The organism is Serratia sp. PL17 (assembly GCF_017832355.1).
Classification (GTDB): domain Bacteria; phylum Pseudomonadota; class Gammaproteobacteria; order Enterobacterales; family Enterobacteriaceae; genus Serratia.
Genome location: NZ_JAFIBY010000003.1, coordinates 119,459 through 142,028, shown reverse-complemented (window position 1 = coordinate 142,028; position 22,570 = coordinate 119,459). Strand labels below are relative to the sequence as shown.

The 22,570-nt window shown below is 54.5% G+C and carries 21 protein-coding genes; 9 read left to right on the top strand and 12 right to left on the bottom strand.

Translation table 11 applies throughout. From position 1 onward, the window contains the following. Positions 1–11 precede the first annotated feature (11 nt). From fliI to fliF, 4 genes are read right to left on the bottom strand one after another with little or no spacing between them, the layout of a single operon-like run. Entirely contained in the window at positions 12–1,373 is a 1,362-nt protein-coding gene (fliI, locus tag JOE25_RS12200; protein WP_209635550.1) for a flagellar protein export ATPase FliI, read from the bottom strand. Then, on the bottom strand, positions 1,373–2,071 hold the full coding sequence (gene fliH, locus JOE25_RS12195; protein ID WP_209635548.1) for a flagellar assembly protein FliH: 699 nt from the start codon (positions 2,069–2,071) through the stop codon (positions 1,373–1,375). The genes fliI and fliH overlap by 1 nt, the downstream gene beginning before the upstream one ends. After that, positions 2,064–3,056: a flagellar motor switch protein FliG gene (fliG, locus tag JOE25_RS12190; RefSeq protein ID WP_037419039.1), complete on the bottom strand. Its 993-nt coding sequence runs from the start codon at positions 3,054–3,056 to the stop codon at positions 2,064–2,066. Before fliG ends, fliH begins: the two co-directional genes overlap by 8 nt. Then, positions 3,053–4,744 (bottom strand): flagellar basal-body MS-ring/collar protein FliF, encoded by a 1,692-nt coding sequence (fliF, locus tag JOE25_RS12185; protein ID WP_209635547.1) that lies wholly within the window; start codon positions 4,742–4,744, stop codon positions 3,053–3,055. The genes fliG and fliF overlap by 4 nt, the downstream gene beginning before the upstream one ends. 483 nt (positions 4,745–5,227) lie before the next feature. Between fliF and fliE the strand changes: the two genes are divergently transcribed. After that, positions 5,228–5,542 (top strand): flagellar hook-basal body complex protein FliE, encoded by a 315-nt coding sequence (fliE, locus tag JOE25_RS12180; protein ID WP_209635544.1) that lies wholly within the window; start codon positions 5,228–5,230, stop codon positions 5,540–5,542. 45 nt (positions 5,543–5,587) lie between these two features. On the opposite strand, the gene JOE25_RS12175 is transcribed toward fliE, so the two are convergent. Beyond that, entirely contained in the window at positions 5,588–6,187 is a 600-nt protein-coding gene (locus JOE25_RS12175) for an NAD(P)H-dependent oxidoreductase (RefSeq protein WP_209635542.1), read from the bottom strand. Positions 6,188–6,332: 145 nt separating this feature from the next. Here JOE25_RS12175 and JOE25_RS12170 point away from each other — a divergent pair, with 145 nt between their 5' ends. Then, complete coding sequence (locus JOE25_RS12170) at positions 6,333–7,247, top strand: LysR family transcriptional regulator (RefSeq protein ID WP_209635540.1); 915 nt, start codon at positions 6,333–6,335, stop codon at positions 7,245–7,247. 551 nt (positions 7,248–7,798) lie between these two features. On the opposite strand, the gene JOE25_RS12160 is transcribed toward JOE25_RS12170, so the two are convergent. The 4 genes from JOE25_RS12160 to fliD all read right to left on the bottom strand — a co-directional run bounded on the left by JOE25_RS12160 (position 7,799) and on the right by fliD (position 11,180). Then, a complete protein-coding gene (locus JOE25_RS12160; RefSeq protein WP_209635538.1) occupies positions 7,799–8,665 on the bottom strand; it encodes a helix-turn-helix transcriptional regulator in 867 nt (288 codons plus the stop codon). Between the two features lie 311 nt (positions 8,666–8,976). Further along, positions 8,977–9,345, bottom strand: coding sequence for a flagella biosynthesis regulatory protein FliT (gene fliT / locus JOE25_RS12155; RefSeq protein WP_209635536.1), 369 nt, complete (start codon positions 9,343–9,345; stop codon positions 8,977–8,979). Next, positions 9,345–9,755 (bottom strand): flagellar export chaperone FliS, encoded by a 411-nt coding sequence (fliS, locus tag JOE25_RS12150; RefSeq protein WP_209635526.1) that lies wholly within the window; start codon positions 9,753–9,755, stop codon positions 9,345–9,347. The genes fliT and fliS overlap by 1 nt, the downstream gene beginning before the upstream one ends. A gap of 27 nt (positions 9,756–9,782) precedes the next feature. Beyond that, the gene (fliD, locus tag JOE25_RS12145; protein WP_209635524.1) at positions 9,783–11,180 is read right to left on the bottom strand and encodes a flagellar filament capping protein FliD; all 1,398 of its coding nucleotides are present in this window, start codon (positions 11,178–11,180) and stop codon (positions 9,783–9,785) included. Positions 11,181–11,460: 280 nt separating this feature from the next. Between fliD and JOE25_RS12140 the strand changes: the two genes are divergently transcribed. The 7 genes from JOE25_RS12140 to tcyN all read left to right on the top strand — a co-directional run bounded on the left by JOE25_RS12140 (position 11,461) and on the right by tcyN (position 17,443). After that, positions 11,461–12,516: a flagellin gene (locus JOE25_RS12140; protein ID WP_209635522.1), complete on the top strand. Its 1,056-nt coding sequence runs from the start codon at positions 11,461–11,463 to the stop codon at positions 12,514–12,516. A 183-nt stretch (positions 12,517–12,699) separates the two neighbouring features. Then, positions 12,700–13,422, top strand: a complete 723-nt coding sequence (locus tag JOE25_RS12135; RefSeq protein WP_209635520.1) for an RNA polymerase sigma factor FliA — start codon at positions 12,700–12,702, stop codon at positions 13,420–13,422. A 58-nt stretch (positions 13,423–13,480) separates the two neighbouring features. Further along, positions 13,481–13,990: a flagella biosynthesis regulatory protein FliZ gene (fliZ, locus tag JOE25_RS12130; RefSeq protein ID WP_037419066.1), complete on the top strand. Its 510-nt coding sequence runs from the start codon at positions 13,481–13,483 to the stop codon at positions 13,988–13,990. Positions 13,991–14,117: 127 nt separating this feature from the next. After that, a complete protein-coding gene (locus JOE25_RS12125) occupies positions 14,118–15,110 on the top strand; it encodes a D-cysteine desulfhydrase (protein WP_209635518.1) in 993 nt (330 codons plus the stop codon). A gap of 114 nt (positions 15,111–15,224) precedes the next feature. Next, complete coding sequence (gene tcyJ / locus JOE25_RS12120) at positions 15,225–16,025, top strand: cystine ABC transporter substrate-binding protein (RefSeq protein ID WP_209635516.1); 801 nt, start codon at positions 15,225–15,227, stop codon at positions 16,023–16,025. Beyond that, on the top strand, positions 16,025–16,687 hold the full coding sequence (tcyL, locus tag JOE25_RS12115; protein WP_209635513.1) for a cystine ABC transporter permease: 663 nt from the start codon (positions 16,025–16,027) through the stop codon (positions 16,685–16,687). Before tcyJ ends, tcyL begins: the two co-directional genes overlap by 1 nt. 3 nt (positions 16,688–16,690) lie before the next feature. Beyond that, entirely contained in the window at positions 16,691–17,443 is a 753-nt protein-coding gene (tcyN, locus tag JOE25_RS12110; RefSeq protein WP_209635511.1) for an L-cystine ABC transporter ATP-binding protein TcyN, read from the top strand. Between the two features lie 31 nt (positions 17,444–17,474). Here the strand turns inward: tcyN and JOE25_RS12105 are convergent, their stop codons facing one another. The 3 genes from JOE25_RS12105 to putA form a co-directional block, all read right to left on the bottom strand. Continuing rightward, positions 17,475–17,888 (bottom strand): type II toxin-antitoxin system HicB family antitoxin, encoded by a 414-nt coding sequence (locus tag JOE25_RS12105; protein WP_209635509.1) that lies wholly within the window; start codon positions 17,886–17,888, stop codon positions 17,475–17,477. Between the two features lie 29 nt (positions 17,889–17,917). Then, entirely contained in the window at positions 17,918–18,100 is a 183-nt protein-coding gene (locus JOE25_RS12100; protein ID WP_209635507.1) for a type II toxin-antitoxin system HicA family toxin, read from the bottom strand. 149 nt (positions 18,101–18,249) lie between these two features. Then, the gene (gene putA, locus JOE25_RS12095) at positions 18,250–22,221 is read right to left on the bottom strand and encodes a trifunctional transcriptional regulator/proline dehydrogenase/L-glutamate gamma-semialdehyde dehydrogenase (RefSeq protein WP_209635505.1); all 3,972 of its coding nucleotides are present in this window, start codon (positions 22,219–22,221) and stop codon (positions 18,250–18,252) included. Positions 22,222–22,570 lie beyond the last annotated feature (349 nt).

The window sequence follows — 22,570 nt, the reverse complement described above, 5'->3', positions numbered from 1 at the left end:
CTTTAGTGACGTTAAACGATCAACTGTTGTAGCTGTTGGCAGGCGTCGTCGTAACCGCTGCGCTCGAAAATACCCTGTTGCAGATAGGCCTCCATCTGCGGATACAGCGTCATGGCTTTGTCCAGCAGTGGATCGCTGCCGGCGACGTAGGCACCGACGCTGATCAGGTCACGGTTACGTTGATAGCTGGCCAGCATCTGTTTGAAGTTGCGTACCCGGCGGTAATGCTCGTCGTCAATCAGTGACGTCATGGCGCGGCTGATCGACGCTTCGATGTCGATAGCCGGGTAGTGACCGGCTTCGGCAAGCCGTCGCGATAGCACGACGTGACCGTCGAGAATGGCGCGCGCCGAGTCGGCAATCGGATCCTGCTGGTCATCGCCTTCCGTCAGGACGGTATAAAAGGCGGTAATGGAACCACCGCCGCTGATGCCATTACCGGCACGTTCTACCAGCGCCGGCAGTTTGGCAAAGACGGAAGGTGGGTAGCCTTTGGTTGCCGGGGGTTCGCCAATAGCCAGGGCGATCTCACGCTGCGCCATGGCATAACGGGTTAGCGAATCCATAATCAGCAGCACGTGTTGACCACGATCGCGGAAGTCCTCGGCGATACGGGTGGCGTAGGCGGCCCCTTGCATACGCAGTAAGGGGGAAACGTCTGCCGGTGCGGCAATGACCACCGAACGTGCCCGGCCTTCAGGGCCAAGGATGTTTTCGATGAAGTCTTTGACCTCGCGGCCGCGTTCACCGATGAGGCCGACGACAATCACATCGGCCTGGGTATAACGCGCCATCATGCCCAGCAGGACGCTTTTCCCCACGCCAGAACCGGCAAACAGGCCCATACGCTGCCCGCGCCCGACGGTCAGCAGGCCATTGATGGTGCGTACGCCGACGTCCAGCACCTGTTCGATCGGCGTGCGTTGCAGTGGGTTGAACGGGGCTGTGATCAAAGGTGCACGGTAGCCGGTTTCCGGTGCAGGCAGGCCGTCGAGCGGTTTGGCACTGCCGTCGAGCACGCGTCCCAGCAATGCCGGGCCAAGTGGCAATTGTTTGCCGGCACTTTGCCCTTCGGGCGAGATGCGGGCGTAAACCCGGGCGCCGGGGACAATGCCTTCCACTTCTTCCAGAGGCATCAGAAACAGCCGCTGACCGTTAAAACCGACCACTTCGCTTTCCACTTCCTGCACTTCACTGGCGTCGTGACGTTCGATCAGGCAGGTGGCGCCAATCGGCAATTGTAGCCCGGTGGCTTCGAGCACCAGCCCGGTAGCGCGTGTCAGACGGCCATAGCGGCGTACCGTCGGGGTGTGGGCAATGCGTTTCTCCAGCTGGTCCAGGGACGTCAGCCAGCGACCGAGGCGCAGGGTCATTACACGTCCCCCGGCGCGGCAAGGCGGCAGAGTTCGTGCCAGCGTGTTGCCAGGCTGGCGTCGAGATCGCCTTCATCGGCACTGACCTTGCAGCCACCCGGGTGCAATTGGCCATCCGCCAGCAACCGCCAGCCGTGCAGGCTGAGGGTCGCACCTAATTGCTGCTCTATCCGCTGATAGTCATCCGGATGAACGCGCAGCTGCGGTTTGCCGCTGAACATAGGCTCTTGTTGGATCAACTGCTGGATTTGGGCCAGCAGAGCGGTTCCGTCACACACCGGGGGCTGGCCGAGCACTTGCTTGGCGGCGGTTAAGGCGAGTTGCATAAGGCGCGAGGCTATTACGCTGTCGAGCGCATCCAGCGTGTGCTGGAATTCGGTCACCAACTGTTGCCAGTGGGCAGTCAGAGGCTGTTGCTGCTGTTGCGCCTCCAGCAAGCCCTGCTGGCGACCGTCCTCCATGCCGGCCTGAAATCCTGCGTCGTAGCCCTTTTGCTGACCGTCCGCATAGCCCATCTGCTGGCCCTGTTGCTCGGCCTGCAGGCGCAACTGGGCCAATTGCTGCTCCTGGACGACAGTGTCGTCCACCGGGATGCCGTAAGTCTCTGCCACCGGCAGAGGGGCAATCTCTGGCTTGGGTTCGGTCAGATCGTTAAGCGACCATGGCTGCCAGGGCAGGGTGTTGATGCGATCAGACATAGGTGTCCTCGCCACCGCCGATAATCATTTCGCCGGTTTCTGCCAAACGACGGACCACCAACAGGATGGCTTTCTGTTCGTTCTCTACCTGCGACATACGTACCGGGCCACGGTTGGCCAGGTCGTCGCGCAGAATGTCGGCGGCGCGTTGCGACATGTTCTTGAGGAACTTCTCGCGCAGCGGCTGTTCCGCACCTTTGAGCGCGACCAGTAAGGATTCGCCTTCCACTTCCTGCAACAGGCGTTGGATGCTGCGATCGTCGACTTCCACCAGATTTTCGAACAGGAACATCTCGTCGATGATTTTCTGCGCCAGTTCGCCATCGTACTCGCGCATGGCGTCGATAACGGCTTCTTCCTGCTGCGTTTTCATCAGGTTGATGATCTCGGCTGCAGTGCGCACCCCACCCATTTTGCTGCGCTTGAGGTTTTGGCCATCGAGCAGGTTGTTCAGAACTTCGGTCAGTTCTGCCAGCGCGGCCGGTTGCACGCCGCCGAAGGTCGCGATACGCAACATCACGTCGTTGCGCAGGCGCTCGTCGAACAGCGCCAGAATATCTGCCGCCTGACCCCGTTTCAGGTGGACCAAAATGGTCGCGATGATTTGTGGATGCTCGTCGCGGATCAGATCGGCGGCGCTCATCGGCTCCATAAAGTTCAGTGTTTCCATGCCGGTGGTGGTTTCGCGCGATTCGAGAATATCCTCCAACAGGCTAGAGGCACGTTCTTCGCCCAATGCCTTGACCAACACAGAACGCAGATAGTCGCTCGCGTTGACGCTCAGCGCTGCATATTGTTCGGCGTCGTCTTCAAACTCGCGCAGTATTTCGTGCAGCTGTTTGTGGGACACCTGGCTCATGCTGGCCATGGTGCCACTCAACTGCTGGACTTCACGCGAGGAGAGGTGTTTAAACACCTCGGCAGCGCGATCTTCACCTAGCGTCATCAGCAGGATGGCGCTTTTTTCGGTTCCGGTCAGACTCATAGTTCGTTACTCATCCATTGGCGGATTACCAGAGCGACCACACGCGGGTCTTTATCAGCCAGATCGCGGATCCGCTGGCTCTGGACTTCTGCACTGACGCGCTGCTGCGATTTACGGTGCTGCGCCAGCTCCTCATTACTCGGTTTAGTGCTGTCGGCCGGTTTAGCCATTGGCGCATTGGCAGCGGCGAGCGCGGCTTTTTGCACGGCCTGACGGTTTTGCAGTTGCGGGCGTACCAGCTTGCGCCAGAGTAGCCAAGCGACCAGCAGGACCAGCAGATAACGACCTGCGTCGAACAGACGATCGATAAAGGCCTGGCTTTGCCAGAACGGCAACTCGGCACCCGTGACGTCGTTATCAGTAAACGGCGCGTTGACCACATTAAGGGTATCGCCACGGGCACTGGAGAAGCCCATGGATTCACGTACCAGGGATTCAATCTGTGCCAACTGCTCTTTGCTCATCGGCAATGGCTTGCCGCTTTTATCCGTGCCGCTGTAGTTGACCACCACCGCAACCGACAGCCGCTGCACTGTCCCGGCTTTTTGCTGGGTATGGCGAATGGTGCGATCGACCTCGTAGTTGGTGGTTTCATCGTGACGGCTGTTCTGCGGCCCAGTACTGCGCGGCGCGGTAGAGGCGGCGGCCGTATTGGCCGTGTTGGTGTTATTGCCTGCGGCAGCCGGTTTGGCGGTTTCGATCGGCGCGGTAGCAGGGGTGCTAGGCTGATTTGACAACGCACCCGGTACACCGCCGACCTGTGGCCCACCAATTTGATCGCTTTGGCTCATTTGCTTTGAGCGCACGGCAGCTTTGTTCGGCTGCTGGTTGGGTTGATATTCTTCGTCGGTTTGCTCGCGGGTCGCAAAATCGATCTGTGCAGTGACCTGAGCACGCACGTTGGCGCTGCCGACCATCGGTGCCAAAATGGCTTCTATCCGGCGTTGGTAGCGGCTTTCCACTTCGTTGGCGTATTTCAGCTGTGCTGCGTTCAGATCGCGACCTGCGCCGTCAGACTGGGTAAGCAGCCGACCTGATTGATCGACCACCGTAACGTTGCCTGGCGGCAAACCGGCAACGCTGCTTGAGATCATATAAACGATGGCGTTGATCTGGCCGTCATCCAATGCGCGACCGGGTTGGAGCGTCAGTGTCACCGAGGCAGATGGGGATTTTTGCTCGCGAACGAACAGGGAAGGTTTTGGCAGTGCCAGATGCACCCGGGCGTTTTGTACTGGCCCCAGTGATTCGATGGTGCGTGACAGTTCACCTTCCAGCGCACGCTGGTAGTTGATTTGCTCACTGAATTGACTGATGCCGAATTTTTCCTGATCCAGCAGTTCGAAGCCGACGGCTCCCCCTTTAGGCAGGCCCAATTGCGCCAAGCGTAAACGGGTTTCATGCACTTTCTCTGCGGGGATCAGCAGCGCCGCACCGTTCTCGGCGAAGCGGTAAGGGATATTCATCTGCGTGAGTTGAGTCACGATGGCCCCGCCGTCGCGATCGTTAATGTTGCTGTACAGAACGCGGTAGTCTGGGCTTTTCACCCATAACAGCAGTGCAACCACAATGGCGATGGCAGCGGAAGCGGCGATCAGCAGTGGGATTTTTGGGTTGGCGCGCAGACGATTCCACATGGCTTGCAGGCCATTATCGCGGCTTTCGGTGGCGGTAATTGAAGCACTCATTTTAGCCAGTGTCCTTCAATGACGCTCAGGATCCGGTGCAGGCCACGGCGTAGCTCCCTGCCAGGCTGATGAACGATGTGGTTAGCGTTGTGTGACAAAACAGACTCCCTGATACACATATAAATATACCCTATGCCTTTCAAGTTACAGCTAGGCTGCCGGCTCGCTCATTCCCTGGTGTTGTAGGGGCGCAGCATGCTGCACCTGAGTTAATCGGGGCGAATTCATTTGCCCCCTACAGCAGCCATTGAGGTGAGCGCGTGCAGATAAAACGCTGCAACTTGAAAGACGACGGATATAGCGGCGCTCCCATTTCTGGGCATGCCATTATTTCCTCTTGAGGGGAATTTCGATGGCCCGATAAGCCGGGTTTTTTGCAGTTAATTAACGGCTTTAGGATAAAAACGCTGTGATAGGGTGTGGATCATCAAAGTAGTGCCTGATGCAACAACGTCCGGCAACAACGTTTTTATTGAGGTCAGAATGGCAATTCAGGGCATTGAAGGGGTATTGCAGCAACTGCAGGCCACGGCGATTCAGGCGGGAACAATGGGGCAAAGTGCGCCGGCACAGGGCGTCAACTTTGCCAGCGAACTGAAAGCCGCGATCGGCAAGATCAGTGATACCCAGCAGGCCGCACGCAAACAGGCGCAGGATTTTGAAGTGGGTGTGCCGGGCATAAGCTTAAATGACGTCATGGTTGATTTGCAAAAATCCTCAGTCTCACTGCAGATGGGCGTACAGGTGCGTAATAAGCTGGTTTCCGCCTACCAGGAAGTGATGAATATGGCGGTGTGATGAGCATGGCCTCGTGTTTGAGGCCATGTTTGTTGGAAATGACGATCAGGAAAGTAACGCAGCAAGTTGATGGTGGGCACTTTCCATACCCCGATCTCGTCCATGTGGTTTCATATCCAGGCCTTCCGCATAAACGAATTCCACTTCACTGATGCCCATCAAGCCTAAAACGGAACGCAGGTAGGGGGTGACCGCATCGGTTTCGTTACCCACATGTATGCCGCCGCGCGAACTGATCACCAGGGCACGCACGTCTTCAACCAGACCGACCGGATAAGTCGACGTGTAGTTGAACGTGACGCGGGCACGTGCCACCAAATCAAACCAGTTCTTTAAATGTGTCGGCACGTTAAGGTTGTACATCGGCGCACCAATCACCACCAGATCGCTGGCTTTAAGCTCGGCAATTAATTGATCCGAGAGTGCCACCACCTCTTTGGCCCGCGGGCTGGGGGACTCGCTGCCACGTAATGCGCCAAACAATTCGGCGTCCAGCACGGGTAAGTCGAGCGAAACCAAGTCGCGTATTACGACGTTATCCTGAAGCCCCTTGGTGTTGCGTTCGGTCAAAAAGGCGTCGATCAATGTATTCGTGTGGGATTGATCGCCCATGATGCTGGATTTGAGTACCAAGATATTGTTCATGATCTTTTCCTGATGAGTGTCTGCATAAGCCCCAATGCGTCAGTTGGCCCCTTGGGGTGTTCGAGATAACGCATGTTAACATTGCTGAATATTCACCAGTGGTGATAGTGTTTCACATCATTGATTCCAAAAAGGAAGCAATACGGTGAGAACAGAACTAAACGGCATCCCGGTATTTGTCGCCGTAGCGGAGGCGGGTAGCTTCGCCAACGCGGCTGAAAAATTGCATCTGACACGCTCTGCCATCAGTAAAATTATCTCTCGGTTGGAGGCGCGTCTGGGGGTCATGCTTTTCCTGCGCACGACGCGCAGCCAAAGTCTGACGGATGAGGGGGTGTTGTTCTATGAGCATTGTCGACAGGCACTGGCGACGATCAACAATGCCGAGGCTTTGCTCGATAGCGGCAAAGTGCAAGCCAGCGGCAGGTTACGTGTGTCAATGCCCGTGCTGTTCGGCCATTTGTGCATTGCGCCGATACTGACGGAAATGGCGATACAGCATCCGCAATTGACGCTGGAACTCTCCTTTAGCGATCGCACAGTGGACTTGATCGACGAAGGGTTTGATCTGGCTATTCGTATTGGCGCCTTGCCTGACAGCAGTCGCCTGATAGGTCGGCAGTTAGGCCACCACGGCATGACATTTTGTGCGTCACCGGCCTATTTACAGCGCTATGGCGAACCGCAGTCGTTACAAGCACTGAGCCAACATCAGGCGGTAGGGTATTTACGTGCCGGCAGTGTCCAGAAATGGCAACTCAGGGACGGCAACAACAGCCTGCAAGAAATCAGGCCGCAGGCAAGAATCGTGATGGATGATATGCAAGCTATTGTCAATGCTGCGGTAAGCGGTGCCGGCGTGGTTTGGCTACCGTATTGGCTTGCTCGTGAGCACCTTGCTGAAGGTCGCCTGGTGGCGATAATGCGCCGCTTTGGCAGCGTAGATTTCCCCGTTAGTGCCGTTTGGCCCCATGCCGCTTACCAACCGTTAAAAGTCAGGTTGGCGGTGGACCAATTAGTTGCGCAACTTCCTGCCCGATTGGCCCTTGTTGCGCCTTGATCACCGAATGACTGTGCTTTAGTGATGTCATTGTGAATAATCAGTGGCTTGATCATGGCGATAACGGCAACGCAACGAACATCAATCGCCGGAGTAGAAGGGGAGAAAGTACGATGTAACGCAAATTGCCATGTTTATCGCTGCATTATAATTCCAGGGTGTAAAGACCTTTCAATTACCAGGTAATATAATGAGCGGTAAAAGTGAACGCAGATGGCGGTTGTTAAGTATTTTAATACTTATCGTTTTAACTGTATTAATAAGCATTTTAATTAAACAAAGTTAAAACAATTGGGGCCACGTTTGTGGCCTTACTGTTTTATTTTCCCGCCAACATTCGCATGGCTTCTTCTTCATACAGTAAGCCAAACAACCACATGCCGAGTAGTAATACAACCAGGGAAAACAGCAGCTTTTCGTTGAGCATGGTTTATTCACTTCTGACCGTTTTAATGCTGCGTTGATGCTATCCCACCTGGTCGTTTTGTGCCAATCCTGTTTACAAAAACAACGACTTCATTGTCCAATGATTTAATTTACGCGTGTGGCCATCACTCCTGCGCTTGCATCATGCTGAAGTGATCGGGGCGAGGCGTGCTGGGTTCCATTGCGCGCTGGTGCCCGCGGATTGCCGTGGGAGCAAAACCGAAACGCTTGCGAAAACGCTCTGCGAACCGTGACGAGCTTTCATAACCCACATGTTGTGCAATGACGGATATCGGCCAATCTGTAGATTGCAGAAGCGCCAATGCACTACTCATACGCACGTCGATCATCAGATTGCGCAACGACGTATTCTCTGCCGACAACTTGCGACGCAACATCACTTCACTCATCGACAATGTTTCCGCTACCTCGGCCGCCGTCCAGATATTATGGGGATCGGTTGCCAGGCAACGACGCACGCGCTGGGTTAAATTCCTAATCTCGTTATGCATAAAGTGGACGTTGAATTGTTTTAACCAGAGCAGGATTTCTAACATTTTGTGGCGAATGATAACCGTTGGGAAACGATGCTTAAGAGCCAGTGCAAGGCTGGTGGTCTCGAAACTGTGCATCAAGGCACAGGGCAGGTTGCGTAACGCCAGCACCGCATCGAAGGGGGTTGAGGGGGCGGTTTCGACGGTGGCTGATGGTGTGGTGAACAACAGGGGATCGCAGGTCAGCAACTGGCAACTGAAAACCCCATCTTTTGAGGGGCCGTTAATTATATCTACGGTTTGGCCTCCGTCGATGATCAACAATTCGCCCGCATGAGCGATGATTTCTCGTTGTTGCCAACGTATACGCTTGTGGCCTTGTTGTACCAGATACAGATGTGGTTGCTCAAAATAAACTGAAGGGAATAATAATTCAGTATGCTGAATGATGTGTGCCGATGCACCAATTCCAGGACAAATATTAATTGTACGTTCCATCGATATTCATTTCGCGGCCATTATCTGTGAATATCTTTACGCTTTGATGGGCGTTGGAGCAACTTTTTTCCATACGTTGTGAAGCACAACGACGTGTTTTATCTATCAAAAATAAATTTCCTGCTGAACAGAAAACGTCCGTGTTGGAGTGATGCTTATCCGTTAAAGTGAGAGCAAGGCTCAAATTGTGCATTTTTACTAATTACCCATTATCTGAATAATTCAAATGCCATGGATTAATATCCTGACTTAACCGGGGAATAATAGTACATGCTGCTCCTTATCCCAACGTCGCCGTTATTGTTACGATTTCACCTGATTTGTGGCTCTCCTAGCAGCAGAGCGCGATCGTGAAACTGACCGTAGGTGTTGTTGACCACGTTTTGGCGCGTTGATTGGCCGATTAATTCTTTCAATTGGTCCATGCGTTGCTGCAGCAAACGTTTCAACTCGGTTTCGTTGTCCAGGATTTGCTGCAGTTTATGATGCAGCAACTCCTGCAGTGCCATCGACGGGCCAGCCTGACCGGTAAAGGCGGCGGTTTTTTCTACCGCCGTCACATAGGCCAGTTCCTGCTCAACCAGTTCTTCCCACCGGCCGGTTTGTGCCAGCACAATCATATGGCTACTCAGGGTAAAAATTTGCTGATAGGCGGCTAACAACTGCTGTTGACGTTCCATTACACGGCGTCCTGAGAAGGGTGATAATTAGGGCCAATCTGGCGCCAGGCGTCAGCAATATTTTCCAACAATTTGACCACTTCGGTGATCGCCGCTTCGTCGTTGTGCAGGTTGGCCTGCATCAAGCGCCGCTTCATATAGTCATACAGTGCCGCCAGACTATCGGCCATTTCACCGCCTTGCTGGTGGTCAAGCCCGCCTTTCAGGCCGTTATCAATAATATTGATGGCCTTTGACAGTGCCTGACCCTTGCCGGCGATATCCCCCTGGTTCATCAGTATCCGTGCGCGTAATAGGGCGCTAAGCGCCCCATCGAAAAGCATCACGATTAACTGATGCGGGCTGGCGCTCATCACGCCGCTTTCCAAACTGACCTGCGCATAGGCCTGAGTGCCGCTACGGTTATACATGCTTTTTTTTACCTGGTTAAAAAGTGGTTATTTAAATTGTTGATTCAAATAGTTACTGGTGCCATTCATTTTGGACATCATGGTGTCCAGTTGTACGAATTGTTGTTTATAACGATCTATGGTGTTTTGAATGCTGGCGGTGACCGTAGTTATCTGGCTGTTCAGGCGGTCGAGGTTGGTATTGATGCTTTTGGTCGAGTTTTCGATGATACCGCCGGACTTGATATAACTCTGGATCTCGTTATGGATCTCGGTGGCCATACCCGTGTCCTTGCCGTTCCCGACGAAGAAGTTGGTGACCTGATCGGGTTTATCATCCAGCGCTTTTTTCAGCTTGGTGCTGTCGATTTCCAATTTGCCGGTTTTGGTATTTGTTGAGATCCCCAGATTGCCCAGGCCTTTCAGCTCGGGGTTATCCTGTGCGGCACTGAGAGCGCTTTTAATCGATGACTGAATACCGCGCAGCGTGTTGTCCCCTAACAGGGGGCCGTTGCTGGCATTCTGCGCCTCGCCGGTTTTGACCGGAGTATATTTGGTCAGCGAGTTAAAGGTATCCAGCAGCGAGTTATAGCCGTCGACCCACTCTTTGATCTTGTCGGTGGTGCCGGCGGTATTGGTGCTGATCACCAGGTTTTGCGGCTCGGCGTCTTTGGTTTTTGTCTTCAGATCGATGGTTACGCCCTGCAGGGCATCGTTGATCGAGTTGGTGCTGCGCTTAATGGCGGTACCGTTCACCACCAGCTCGGCATCCTGCGCTTTCACCGTTTCTTTCATCGGGCTGGTGCTGCGTTTGGAGTCGTAATTCAGGATATCACCCAGTTGGTCATCATTATTGACCTGAATAGAGACCCTGTTGTTTTCGCCAGTGGTGGAAGAACTGATCGCCAACTGATACTGATTGTCGCCCACGCGCATGATACTTGCGGTGACGCCAGCCTTGGCACCATTGATGGCGTCACGCATTTCCACCAGCGAGGTTTGATCGTCGCTCAGCGGGATCTTGGTTTCTTTTGGCGGGTTGCCGGCGGTGATACTGATGGAGCGATCGGTTGCACCCTCTGCACCCAGTTGGGTGGTCTGATCGCCGATCGCGGCCTGCGTTGTTAAGGTTTGAGCCTGCGCAAGCTTGGTGACTTCCACCACATAGTTGCCTGGGACCGCCTTTGCGTTAGTGGTGATCTTGAATGCATCGTGTTCGCTGGCGGTAGTGCTTTTAAAGAAATCTTCTTTCTCCAGTTCTTTGCTCAAGTTGTCAAACTTTTCCAACGAGCTTTTCAGCGTCCCGTAGGCGGTGATTTGAGAGTTGTAGCTCGACTGCTTGGTCGTATAAGGGGTCAGACGCTGCTGTTCCGCTTTGGTCAGCTTATCCAGTAAACCGTTGAGGTCAAGCCCTGAGCCGAGGCCTAATGAACTGATCGATGCCATTGGTAATTCTCCTTGATAATGACTTTATTCGCTTTACGCGTTATCGGCCCAGTGGAGAAAAAGTTTACCGAAAAAATAAAAAACCGATGGCGCAATAGAAGAGGGAAAAACTGCGTTAATTACCCTATTGCTGAATATGCAAAAAAAAATAAAAAATTTCTAAAGGTTGCAGGGGGAGGGCCGATACCTGATGGGACGGTGGTTGACGCCGTGGGCAAAGCAGCCCGAACCTTTTAACTACGTTGCGAAGATCGCAACTGACTCGTAAGGAAAGCATATAATGGCACAAGTAATTAACACCAACAGCCTGTCTCTGATGGCGCAGAACAACCTGAACAAATCTCAGTCCTCTTTGGGTGCTGCGATTGAGCGTCTGTCTTCTGGCCTGCGTATCAACAGCGCCAAGGATGACGCCGCGGGTCAGGCAATCTCTAACCGCTTCACTGCTAACATCAAAGGTCTGACTCAGGCTTCCCGTAACGCCAACGACGGTATCTCTCTGGCGCAGACCACTGAAGGCGCTCTGAACGAAGTTAACGACAACCTGCAGAACATCCGTCGTCTGACCGTACAGGCGCAAACCGGTTCTAACTCAAGCAGCGACCTGAAATCCATCCAGGACGAAATCACTCAGCGTCTGTCTGAAATCAACCGTATCTCTGAGCAGACTGATTTCAACGGCGTGAAAGTCCTGAGCAGCGATCAGAAACTGACCATCCAGGTTGGCGCTAACGACGGTGAAACCATCGATATCGACCTGAAAAAGATCGATTCTAAGCAACTGGGCCTGGACACCTTCAACGTGACCGACAAAGGCACCAAAATTGGCGCTGAAGTTGCTGACGGCGCGACGCTGAAAGTGACCACTGGCGGTGCAGATGTAGCTTATGACAAAGCAGGCTCTGCTCTGGCAGCAGGTAAAACTGTTGTTGCCGGTAAAGACAAAGACGGTAAAGATGGTTTCTACGTGCAAACTGTTGCTACAGACGGCACTAAATCATACAAAGCTGCTACCGTTGCTGCTGATGGTAAAGTTACCGAAGGTGCAGCTGTAACCGACGTTAAAACCCCACTGGACACCCTGGACAAAGCACTGTCTCAGGTTGACGGCCTGCGTTCTTCCCTGGGTGCGGTACAGAACCGTTTCGATTCTGTTATCAACAACCTGAACAGCACCGTGAACAACCTGTCTGCTTCCCAGTCTCGTATTCAAGATGCTGACTACGCGACCGAAGTGTCTAACATGAGCCGTGCAAACATCCTGCAACAGGCTGGCACCTCTGTTTTGGCACAGGCTAACCAGTCTACTCAGAACGTGTTGTCCCTGCTGCGTTAATCGACTCTCCTCGATTAACCTGTCGCAAAGAACCCCGCTCCGGCGGGGTTTTTTTATGGTCGCGCGCTGCGTGGATGTTGCATGGCGCAAATAAGGCCTGTTTTGTACGACTGTTCAGCCGATTGGCATTTTGCCCCCTACGGATAATAGCGCTGACTCTCTTATCCGCAGGTTTTAGACATAGTGAGCGATCTGTATACCGCCGAAGGCGTGATGGACAAAAATTCTCTCTGGTTGCGCTACGTACCGTTAGTGCGCCACGAGGCGTTGCGCCTGCAAGTCAGGTTGCCCGCCAGCGTGGAGCTTGACGATCTGCTGCAGGCAGGCGGAATCGGGTTGTTGAACGCCGTTGAGCGTTATGACGCCCTGCAAGGAACAGCCTTTACCACCTACGCGGTGCAACGCATCCGCGGTGCCATGCTCGATGAGCTGCGCAGCCGTGACTGGGTGCCGCGCAGCGTGCGTCGCCATGCGCGTGAAGTCGCGCAGGTGATGCGACAACTGGAACAGCGGCTAGGCCGGCCGGCCAGTGAAGTAGAGGTCGCACAGACGCTGGATATATCACTGGATGAGTACCGTCAAATTCTGTTGGACACCAATAACAGCCAGCTTTTTTCCTACGACGAATGGCGGGAAGAGCATGGCGAAAGCGCGGAACCGCTGCTGGAAGGGCACGAAGAGGCCAATCCGTTACATCATCTGTTGGAGGGGAACCTGCGCCAACGGGTGATCGACGCCATCGAGGCGTTGCCGGATCGCGAGAAAATGGTGCTGACGTTGTATTACCAGGAAGAGTTGAATCTGAAAGAGATCGGCGCCGTGCTGGACGTGGGGGAATCGCGTGTCAGCCAATTGCATAGCCAGGCGATTAAACGCCTGCGTGCGCGTCTGGCGAGCGAAAACTGACATGTCTTCAACCGTTACCCTTCAACCTGATCACCATTGCGATAATCGGACTGTCCCTATGCCAGGAATATTATTGAAAAAACGGCCGCTGAGCCGTTATTTGAAAGATTACAAACACAGCCAGACCCACTGTTCCCAGTGTGGCAAGCTATTGGATCGTATGGCCTTAGTGTTTCGCGGCAAGATCATTAACAAAGACGCGATTGCGCGCATGGACCAGCCAATTGATGACCATGTTTGGCTTAATGTGCAAAATGAACTGACCGCGTTGTGCCGTTTCTGCAGCGAGATTTCCTGTAATAGCCATCCGAGCTATTTCGACATTATGGCGTTTAAACAGTACCTGTTTGAGCAGACCGAAATGAGCCACAGCACCATCCGCGAATACGTCGTGCGCTTGCGCCGGTTGGATGAGATGTTGGTGGAGCGCAACTACCCGGCAGACAAGTTCGCCAACAATGCCAGCCATCAGCGCATTATCGAAGAGCTGCCTTCTGCGGCACATAACAATTACCGTATTGCCCTGCGTAAATACGACCAGTATCTCGCCTGGCAAAAAAGCTATTGATCTGCTCTCCCCGGCGCACCAGCCGGGGTTTTCGTCTATCCCCCATCACGAATAAAGAGTGATTATTAAGTCCACATCTGCTAAATCTATCTTTTAGATGTTGATACTTTATTCCCTGGGGGAAGTTGTGAATCTGCAACAACAACTGGCGCAGTTCCCGCGCCTCGATTTTGTCGGCTCTGCGACACCGCTCGAAAAACTGTCTCGCCTTTCAGATTATCTCGGCCGTGAAATTTACATCAAACGTGACGATGTCACGCCGATGGCGATGGGCGGTAACAAGCTGAGAAAACTGGAGTATCTGGCTGCTGATGCTTTGCGTCAGGGTGCAGATACGCTGGTGACCGCCGGCGCTATTCAATCTAACCACGTGCGCCAAACGGCAGCGGTAGCGGCCAAGCTGGGCTTGCACTGCGTGGCGTTGCTGGAAAATCCGATCGACACCAAAGAAGAAAACTACCTGACCAATGGCAATCGCCTATTGCTTGGGCTGTTCAATACGGAAGTGGTGATGTGTGATGCGCTGCACGATCCCCAGCAACAGCTCGCCGATTTGGCGATTCGTCTTGAAGTGCAAGGTTTCCGGCCTTACGTGGTGCCTGTGGGGGGATCTAATGCATTGGGTGCGCTAGGTTACGTCCAGTGTGCACTGGAAATTGCCGAGCAGAGCCGCCGCAGCAACGTCGAATTTAGTTCTATCGTGGTAGCTTCCGGCAGTGCGGGTACACATGCCGGACTGGCGGTTGGCCTGCAGCAACTGTTGCCGGAGGCTGAGCTGATTGGTGTGACCGTATCACGCAAGGTGATTGATCAACTGCCCAAGGTTGAGCTGATCCAAAAAGCGCTGGCCTGTTCGTTAGACATCGACGAACTGAGCCCCATCCAACTGTGGGACGATTACTTTGCGCCGCAGTATGGAATGCCAAATGAAGAAGGCTTGGCGGCGATACAGCTGTTAGCACAGCAGGAAGGGGTGTTATTGGATCCGGTATACACCGGCAAAGCGATGGCTGGCTTGATTGACGGCATTGCCCAACAGCGTTTCCGCGATGACGGCCCGATTCTGTTTATTCATACCGGCGGTGCGCCAGCGTTGTTTGCCTACCACCCGCAGGTGTGAACGCAATCTGTTATTCCATTTTGAACTATATTTATAAGGTTATATTCCTTCATGCAGGCGGTCACACTGTTAAAGTGCTGATATCAAAAAAGATAAACAACAGATGGGGTGTTTATGGTCTTTTCTAAAGTTCGTCGTCAATTGCTAATGGGCGTGATGACCGTGGCACTGACAGCCGGGTTGAGCACGCAAACCTATGCCGCCGATAACCTGCTGGAGCAGGTAAAGCATCACGGGACGCTGGTGGTTGGGCTGGAAGGCACCTACCCGCCGTTCAGTTTCCAGGGGGAAGATGGCAAGCTGACGGGCTTCGAAGTGGATTTCGCCAATGCACTGGCACAGCATCTTGGTGTTAAAGCCAAACTAAATCCGACCAAGTGGGACGGTATGCTGGCCTCGTTGGATTCCAAACGTATCGATGTGGTGATCAATCAGGTGACCATTTCTCCAGAACGCCAGAAGAAATACGATTTCTCCACGCCTTACACCGTCTCCGGTATTCAGGCGCTGGTGAAGAAGGGCAATGAAGGCACCATCACCAAGCCGGAAGATCTTAAAGGCAAGAAAGTCGGTGTCGGTCTGGGCACTAACTACGAACAATGGCTGCGCGACAACGTGCAGGGTGTTGACGTGCGTACTTATGATGATGACCCAACCAAGTACCAGGACCTGCGCGTAGGCCGCATCAACGCCATTTTGGTTGATCGTCTGGCCGCATTGGATCTGGTGAAGAAAACCGGTGATACCCTGGCCGTCGCCGGCCCGGCGTTCTCTCGTCAGGAATCAGGCGTTGCGGTTCGCAAAAACAACCCGGAACTGCTGGCCGCGATTAACCAGGCCATTGCCGAGATGCAAAAAGACGGCACGATGGCGAAGATTTCTGAGAAATGGTTTGGCGCGGACGTAACTAAATAATGCACGAAAGTATCCAACTGGCGCTGGATTCAGCGCCATTTTTATTGCGGGGCGCGATACTCACTCTCCAGCTCAGCCTGGGGGGCATGGCGCTTGGCTTACTGCTCGGTTTTGTGCTGGCGCTGATGCGCCTTTCGCCGTTATGGCCGCTGTCGTGGCTGTCGCGCATTTATGTGTCGCTGTTCCGCGGCACGCCGTTGATCGCGCAGCTATTCATGATTTACTACGGTTTGCCGCAGTTCGGTATCGAGTTTGATCCCTTCCCGGCGGCGTTGATTGGCCTGTCGCTCAATACGGCAGCCTATACCTCAGAAACCCTGCGAGCGGCAATTTCGTCGATCGAAAAAGGGCAGTGGGAAGCCGCGGCCAGTATCGGTATGACCCGCTGGCAAACGCTGCGCCGGGTGATCTTGCCGCAGGCGGCGCGTACCGCATTACCACCATTGGGCAACAGCTTTATCGGCCTGGTGAAAGACACCTCGCTGGCGGCGACCATTCAGGTGCCGGAGCTGTTCCGTCAGGCGCAGCTGATTACCTCGCGCACGCTGGAAGTCTTTACCATGTATTTGGCGGCGTCGTTGATTTATTGGGTGATGGCGACGTTGCTCTCAGCGCTGCAAAACCGTCTGGAAGCCCACGTAAACCGCCAGGATCAGGAGTAATGCATGAGTGCCATTGAAGTAAAACATTTGACCAAGAAATTCAAAGGTCAAACGGTGCTACATGGGATTGATCTGGAGGTCGCTACGGGCGAGGTGGTCGCGATTATCGGGCCCAGCGGCTCGGGTAAAACCACGTTGCTGCGTTGTATCAACCTGCTGGAAGTGCCGGATTCTGGCACTATTCAGGTTGGTGATATTAAAATCGACAGTTCAAAACCGCTGAGCAAACAGAAAACCTTGGTGCGTGCTTTACGCCAACAGGTGGGCTTTGTGTTCCAGAACTTCAATTTATTCCCGCATCGTTCGGTGCTGGAGAACATTATTGAAGGCCCGGTCATCGTTAAAGGTGAATCAAAGACTACGGCTGAACAACGTGCACGGGCACTGTTGGCCAAAGTGGGTTTGAACGGCAAAGAGTCGGCCTATCCGCGTCGTCTCTCTGGTGGGCAGCAACAGCGGGTGGCGATTGCCCGTGCGCTGGCGATGCAACCGGAAGTGATCCTGTTTGATGAACCGACCTCCGCGCTCGATCCCGAGCTGGTGGGCGAGGTGCTCAACACCATTCGTTCGCTGGCGGAAGAAAAGCGCACCATGGTGATTGTGACGCATGAAATGAGCTTTGCCCGCGATGTGGCCGACCGCGCCATCTTTATGGATCACGGTCGCATCGTTGAGCAAGGTCCAGCGAAAGAACTGTTCGCTAACCCGCAACACCAACGCACTCAACAATTCCTCGATAAGTTTTTGAATCAGTAAGAAGGGGGGCATTTTGCCCCCTGGCTCTCGACTAACCGACTTTCAATAATTCATTACGGGCAGCTGCGGCCAAAAAGGCACTGCGGCTACCGTAGCCCGGATGCTGTTGTACCAGTGAATCGATCCGGTTCAGCAGACGATGCGGCAGGGTGATATTGATGCGTTCCGCACGCCCATCGAACTTATCCATATTGATATCGACCAACAGCCACTGCCCGCCGTTCAGGCTGTCGTTATCCTGTGCCAGATGGAAGGAAACAGCCTGCGGATGCGGAATGGGCTGGTTGTCTTCGCTCAGGAGTTCGAAATGCGCATCCAGTGCGTTTTTGGCGTCCTCAAAGGCTTTGTCGAGGGTATCACCGGCAAAATAGCAGCCCGGCACATCGGGGAAGAAACCGCTGGCGCTGCCGTCGTGTTCTGAATGTACATAAGCAGGGTAGAACATAATTTTTCCTGTTAACTTAAGGTGCTCTGTCAGCACAGTCCGGCATCTTTCATGATTTGGCGCAGTGTCCCTGGTTTCAGATCTTTACGCGGGTGTGGAACGGTGATCACCAGGCGGGATCTCGGGTGTTTAAACTGATGATGGCTTCCCTTTATTCGCTCTAAAACCCAACCTTCCCGTTCTAACAGCTCGATCAGTTCTGAACTTTTCACGCACTTACCATCCCTTAATGATACGCACCATACACACTCATTGGCAACGAGATTGATACGCTAGCGTTCTGCTGTGGTACAGACAATAAAAAACCCTGCATGAGTGCAGGGTTTGCGGGAAGGTTCGCAGATTGGAGGCGTGCTACCGATTAACCGATCGTCATCAGGCTGGCGTTGCCGCCGGCGGCGGCGGTATTCACGCTCAGCGAGCGTTCTATCAGCAGGCGCTCCAACAGGATATTGGTTTCGCCGTGAGCAAAGCCCTGCACTGACACGATTGCACCGCTGCGCTGGGCGATTTGCTCACACAGGATACGCAACTGATCGGCGTCGCCGTGGTAAATGGCGGCGTCGAATTCGACCTTATCCTGCTGCCAATCTTTGCTGAAGCTGATGCTGGCCTGAACGGCTGCCGGCAGGCGGCGATACAGGCTGCGTTGCAGCTCGGCTTCTGGCCACAACACGCTGCTGCCTACTGCCAATACCGCCGCCAACTGCGTCAAGGCATCGGCCTCGTTATCGGCCAGGCACAGAACGCGCTCACGCGGTAGCAGGGCATAAGTATTGCGTTCGCCGGTCGGGCCTGGCAGAGGACGCATGGTGCCACCTTGGCCCAATTCGGCGTAACGCTGTGCCAAGGCAACCAGTTCCGGTTGTTTATCGGCTACTGCCCACTGTTCCAGCGCGTGATGTGCTTTTAGCAGCTGTGGTCGTGCGGTGGCTTCCAGCGGGCGTTCGTCATCCTGACGGTTTAGGGTACGTTGTACGGCGTCATCCGGGCGGTTAGCCAGCAAACGATACAGGTACAGCGGACCACCGGCTTTCGGACCGGTGCCGGACAGGCCTTCGCCGCCGAACGGCTGCACGCCGACGACTGCACCGACCATGTTGCGGTTGACGTACAGGTTACCGACCTTGGCGCGCTCAGTCACGCGGGCAATGGTCTCATCAATACGCGTGTGGATACCCAGCGTCAGGCCATAACCGGCGGCGTTGATCTGATCGACCAGCGACTCCAGATTGGTGCGTTGGAAGCGGACCACGTGCAGCACTGGGCCGAAGATCTCTTTTTGCAGCTCATCAAAGCTGTCCAGTTCGATCAGCGTTGGTTTGATGAAGGTGCCGCGTGACCACTCTTTCTCATCCTGCGCATTGCCTTTCGCTGCCTGATAAACCTTGCGGCCTTTGGCGCGCATCGCCTGGATATGGCGTTCGATACCGGTTTTGGCATCGGCATCGATCACCGGACCGATATCGGTAGACAGGCGTTCCGGGTTACCCATGCGGCACTCGGCCATCGCACCGCGCAACATTTGCAACGTGTGATCTGCCACGTCTTCCTGAATGCACAGGATACGCAGGGCAGAGCAACGCTGGCCAGCGCTGTCGAAAGCGGAAGCGACTACGTCGGTTACGACCTGTTCAGTCAGCGCCGAAGAGTCCACGATCATGGCGTTCAGGCCGCCCGTTTCGGCGATCAACGGGGTTGGACGCCCTTGCGGATCCAGACGGCCGGCGATGCTGCGCTGCAGGATACCGGCGACGTCGGTAGAACCGGTAAACATCACACCGCGGACGCGGGCATCGTTAACCAGTACCGAACCAACGCTCTCGCCCTGGCCTGGCAACAGTTGCAGCACGCCTTGCGGAATACCGGCTTCCAACAGAATACGCACGGCCTGCGCGGCAACCAGTGGGGTTTGTTCTGCCGGTTTGGCCAGCACGCTGTTGCCTGCTGCCAGTGCCGCGGCAATCTGGCCGGTGAAGATTGCCAGGGGGAAGTTCCACGGGCTGATACAGACGACCGGGCCCAGAGGGCGATGGCTGTCATTGGCGAAGTCATCACGTACCTGGCCTGCGTAGTAATGCAGGAAATCGACCGCTTCACGGACTTCTGCGATGGCGTTATTAAAGGTTTTACCGGCTTCGCGTACCAGAATACCCAGCAGGCTCTGCAACTGACCTTCCATCAGTTCAGCGGCGCGTTCAAGGATCGCGGCGCGTTCGGACGGTGGGGTAGCAAACCAGATTGGGCCGGCGGCGGCGGCGGCATCAAGCGCCCGGCTGACTTCCGCTTCGGTGGCTTCACGTACGTAACCGACGACATCGCCCGGTTCGGCAGGGTTAATCACCGGTTGCTCAACACCTTGATCCAGCTCAGCGTCGATAATTGGCTCTGCGCGCCATGGATGCGTGGCGCTGGTCAAGAGTGCGCTGGACAAGGAGGCCAGACGCTGTTCGTTGGACAGATCCAGGCCGCTGGAGTTGGTGCGTTTCTCGCCGTACAGTTCGCGTGGTAGCGGGATGCGTGGATGCGGCAGGCCAATTTGACCTTCCGTCGCAGCCAGAGTTTCGACTGCGCTGACAGGATCGGCAACCAGCTCGTCGAGCGGCAGCGTGGCGTCGGCGATGCGGTTAACGAATGAGGTATTGGCGCCGTTTTCCAATAGGCGACGTACCAGATACGCCAGCAGCGTTTCATGGGTGCCGACCGGGGCATAAATACGGCAAGGGCGGTTCAGCTTACCGTCAGCCACTTTACCCACGACTTGCTCATACAGGGGTTCACCCATGCCGTGCAGGCATTGGAACTCATACTGACCTGGGTAGTAGTTATTGCCCGCCAAATGGTAAATGGCGCTCAGGGTATGGGCATTGTGAGTAGCGAACTGTGGGTAAATCAAATTTGGCACAGCCAACAGTTTGCGCGCGCAGGCCAGATAGGAAACGTCGGTGTAGACCTTGCGGGTATATACCGGATAGCCCTCCAGACCGTCCATTTGGGCGCGTTTGATCTCGCTGTCCCAGTAAGCGCCTTTCACCAGACGGATCATCAGACGGCGGCGGCTGCGTTGTGCCATGTCGATCACCGCATCGATGGCGAACGGGCAACGTTTCTGATAGGCCTGGATAACGAACCCAATGCCGTTCCAGCCTGCCAATTGTGGCTCAAAGCACAGCTTTTCCAGCAGATCGAGTGAGATTTCCAGACGGTCGGCTTCTTCGGCATCGATGTTAATGCCGATGTCATATTGGCGCGCTTGCAGCGTCAGTGACAATAAGCGCGGGTAAAGCTCTTCCATGACGCGTTCGTACTGCGCGCGGCTGTAGCGCGGGTGCAGTGCAGAAAGCTTGATCGAAATACCCGGGCCTTCATAGATGCCACGGCCGTTGGATGCTTTGCCGATCGCGTGGATGGCTTGCTGGTAGGACACCAGATAAGCCTGGGCGTCAGCTTCGGTCAGGGCAGCTTCACCCAACATGTCGTAAGAGTAGCGGAAACCTTTATCTTCCAGCTTGCGGGCGTTAGCCAGCGCTTCGGCGATGGTTTCACCGGTAACGAATTGTTCACCCATCAGGCGCATCGCCATATCCACGCCTTTGCGGATCAGCGGCTCACCGCTTTTGCCGATAATACGGTTCAATGAGCGAGACAGGTTAGCTTCGTTATGGGTCGACACCAGTTTGCCCGTAAACAGCAGGCCCCAGGTGGCGGCGTTAACAAACAGAGACGGGCTGCGGCCGAGGTGGGAATGCCAGTTGCCGTTGCTGATTTTGTCGCGGATCAGCGCATCACGGGTTGGCTTATCTGGAATACGCAGCAGGGCTTCTGCCAGGCACATCAACGCAACGCCTTCCTGTGAGGAAAGCGAGAACTCTTGCAGCAAACCTTGCACCATCCCGGCGCGGCCGTTTGCACTTTTTTGGTTACGCAATTTTTCTGCGATGCTGTAAGCCATCTTATGGGTAGCTTTGGCAAGATCGGCAGGTAATCGCGCTTGTTCAAGTAACATCGGCACCGCTTCGGTCTCAGGGCGGCGATAAGCCGCCGTGATGGCAGCGCGGTTAACCGACTGGGGCAGAATCTGTTCTGCAAATTCAAGGAATGGCTGGTGGGACTCTTCTTGCACTTGCGGCATAATGTCGTCCGCTTCGGCCTGGCCGGCGGCGGCAAGTGCAGGAATTTCAGGAATATCGGAACCGTTCTCGAGACGTTCGAGATAATTAAAGATGGCTTGTTTGATCAGCCAGTGTGGCGTGCGATCGATACGCTGTGCTGCGCTTTTGATGCGATCGCGCGTTGCCTCGTCGAGCTTCACGCCCATTGTGGTAGTGCCCATGCCAATCCAACTCCTGTGTTTAAGAACCTATCCCATCAGGCTATACACACTGCGGGCCAAATAGCCTGTGGGGATAGGTTCGTGCGTTGTGTGCTGTGATGAATGCAGACAATATCCTGCATGTTGCAACTTTGTGCAACCTTGTTAAATCAAGCTGATGAGCGAAGTGTGAGTTTCATCAGTTTTTTAACATCGATAACCGGCACGGTTCTTGCTGCTGCTTTTGACAGACAGGATAAACAACGGGGGTGAATAGGGCATTTAGGCGTGTTATCCCCAGTAATTTCAGGGGTAAGGCCGCGTTTATATGAGGTGCAACTCTTTTGGGGTGTAGCTGGTGCAACTTTGA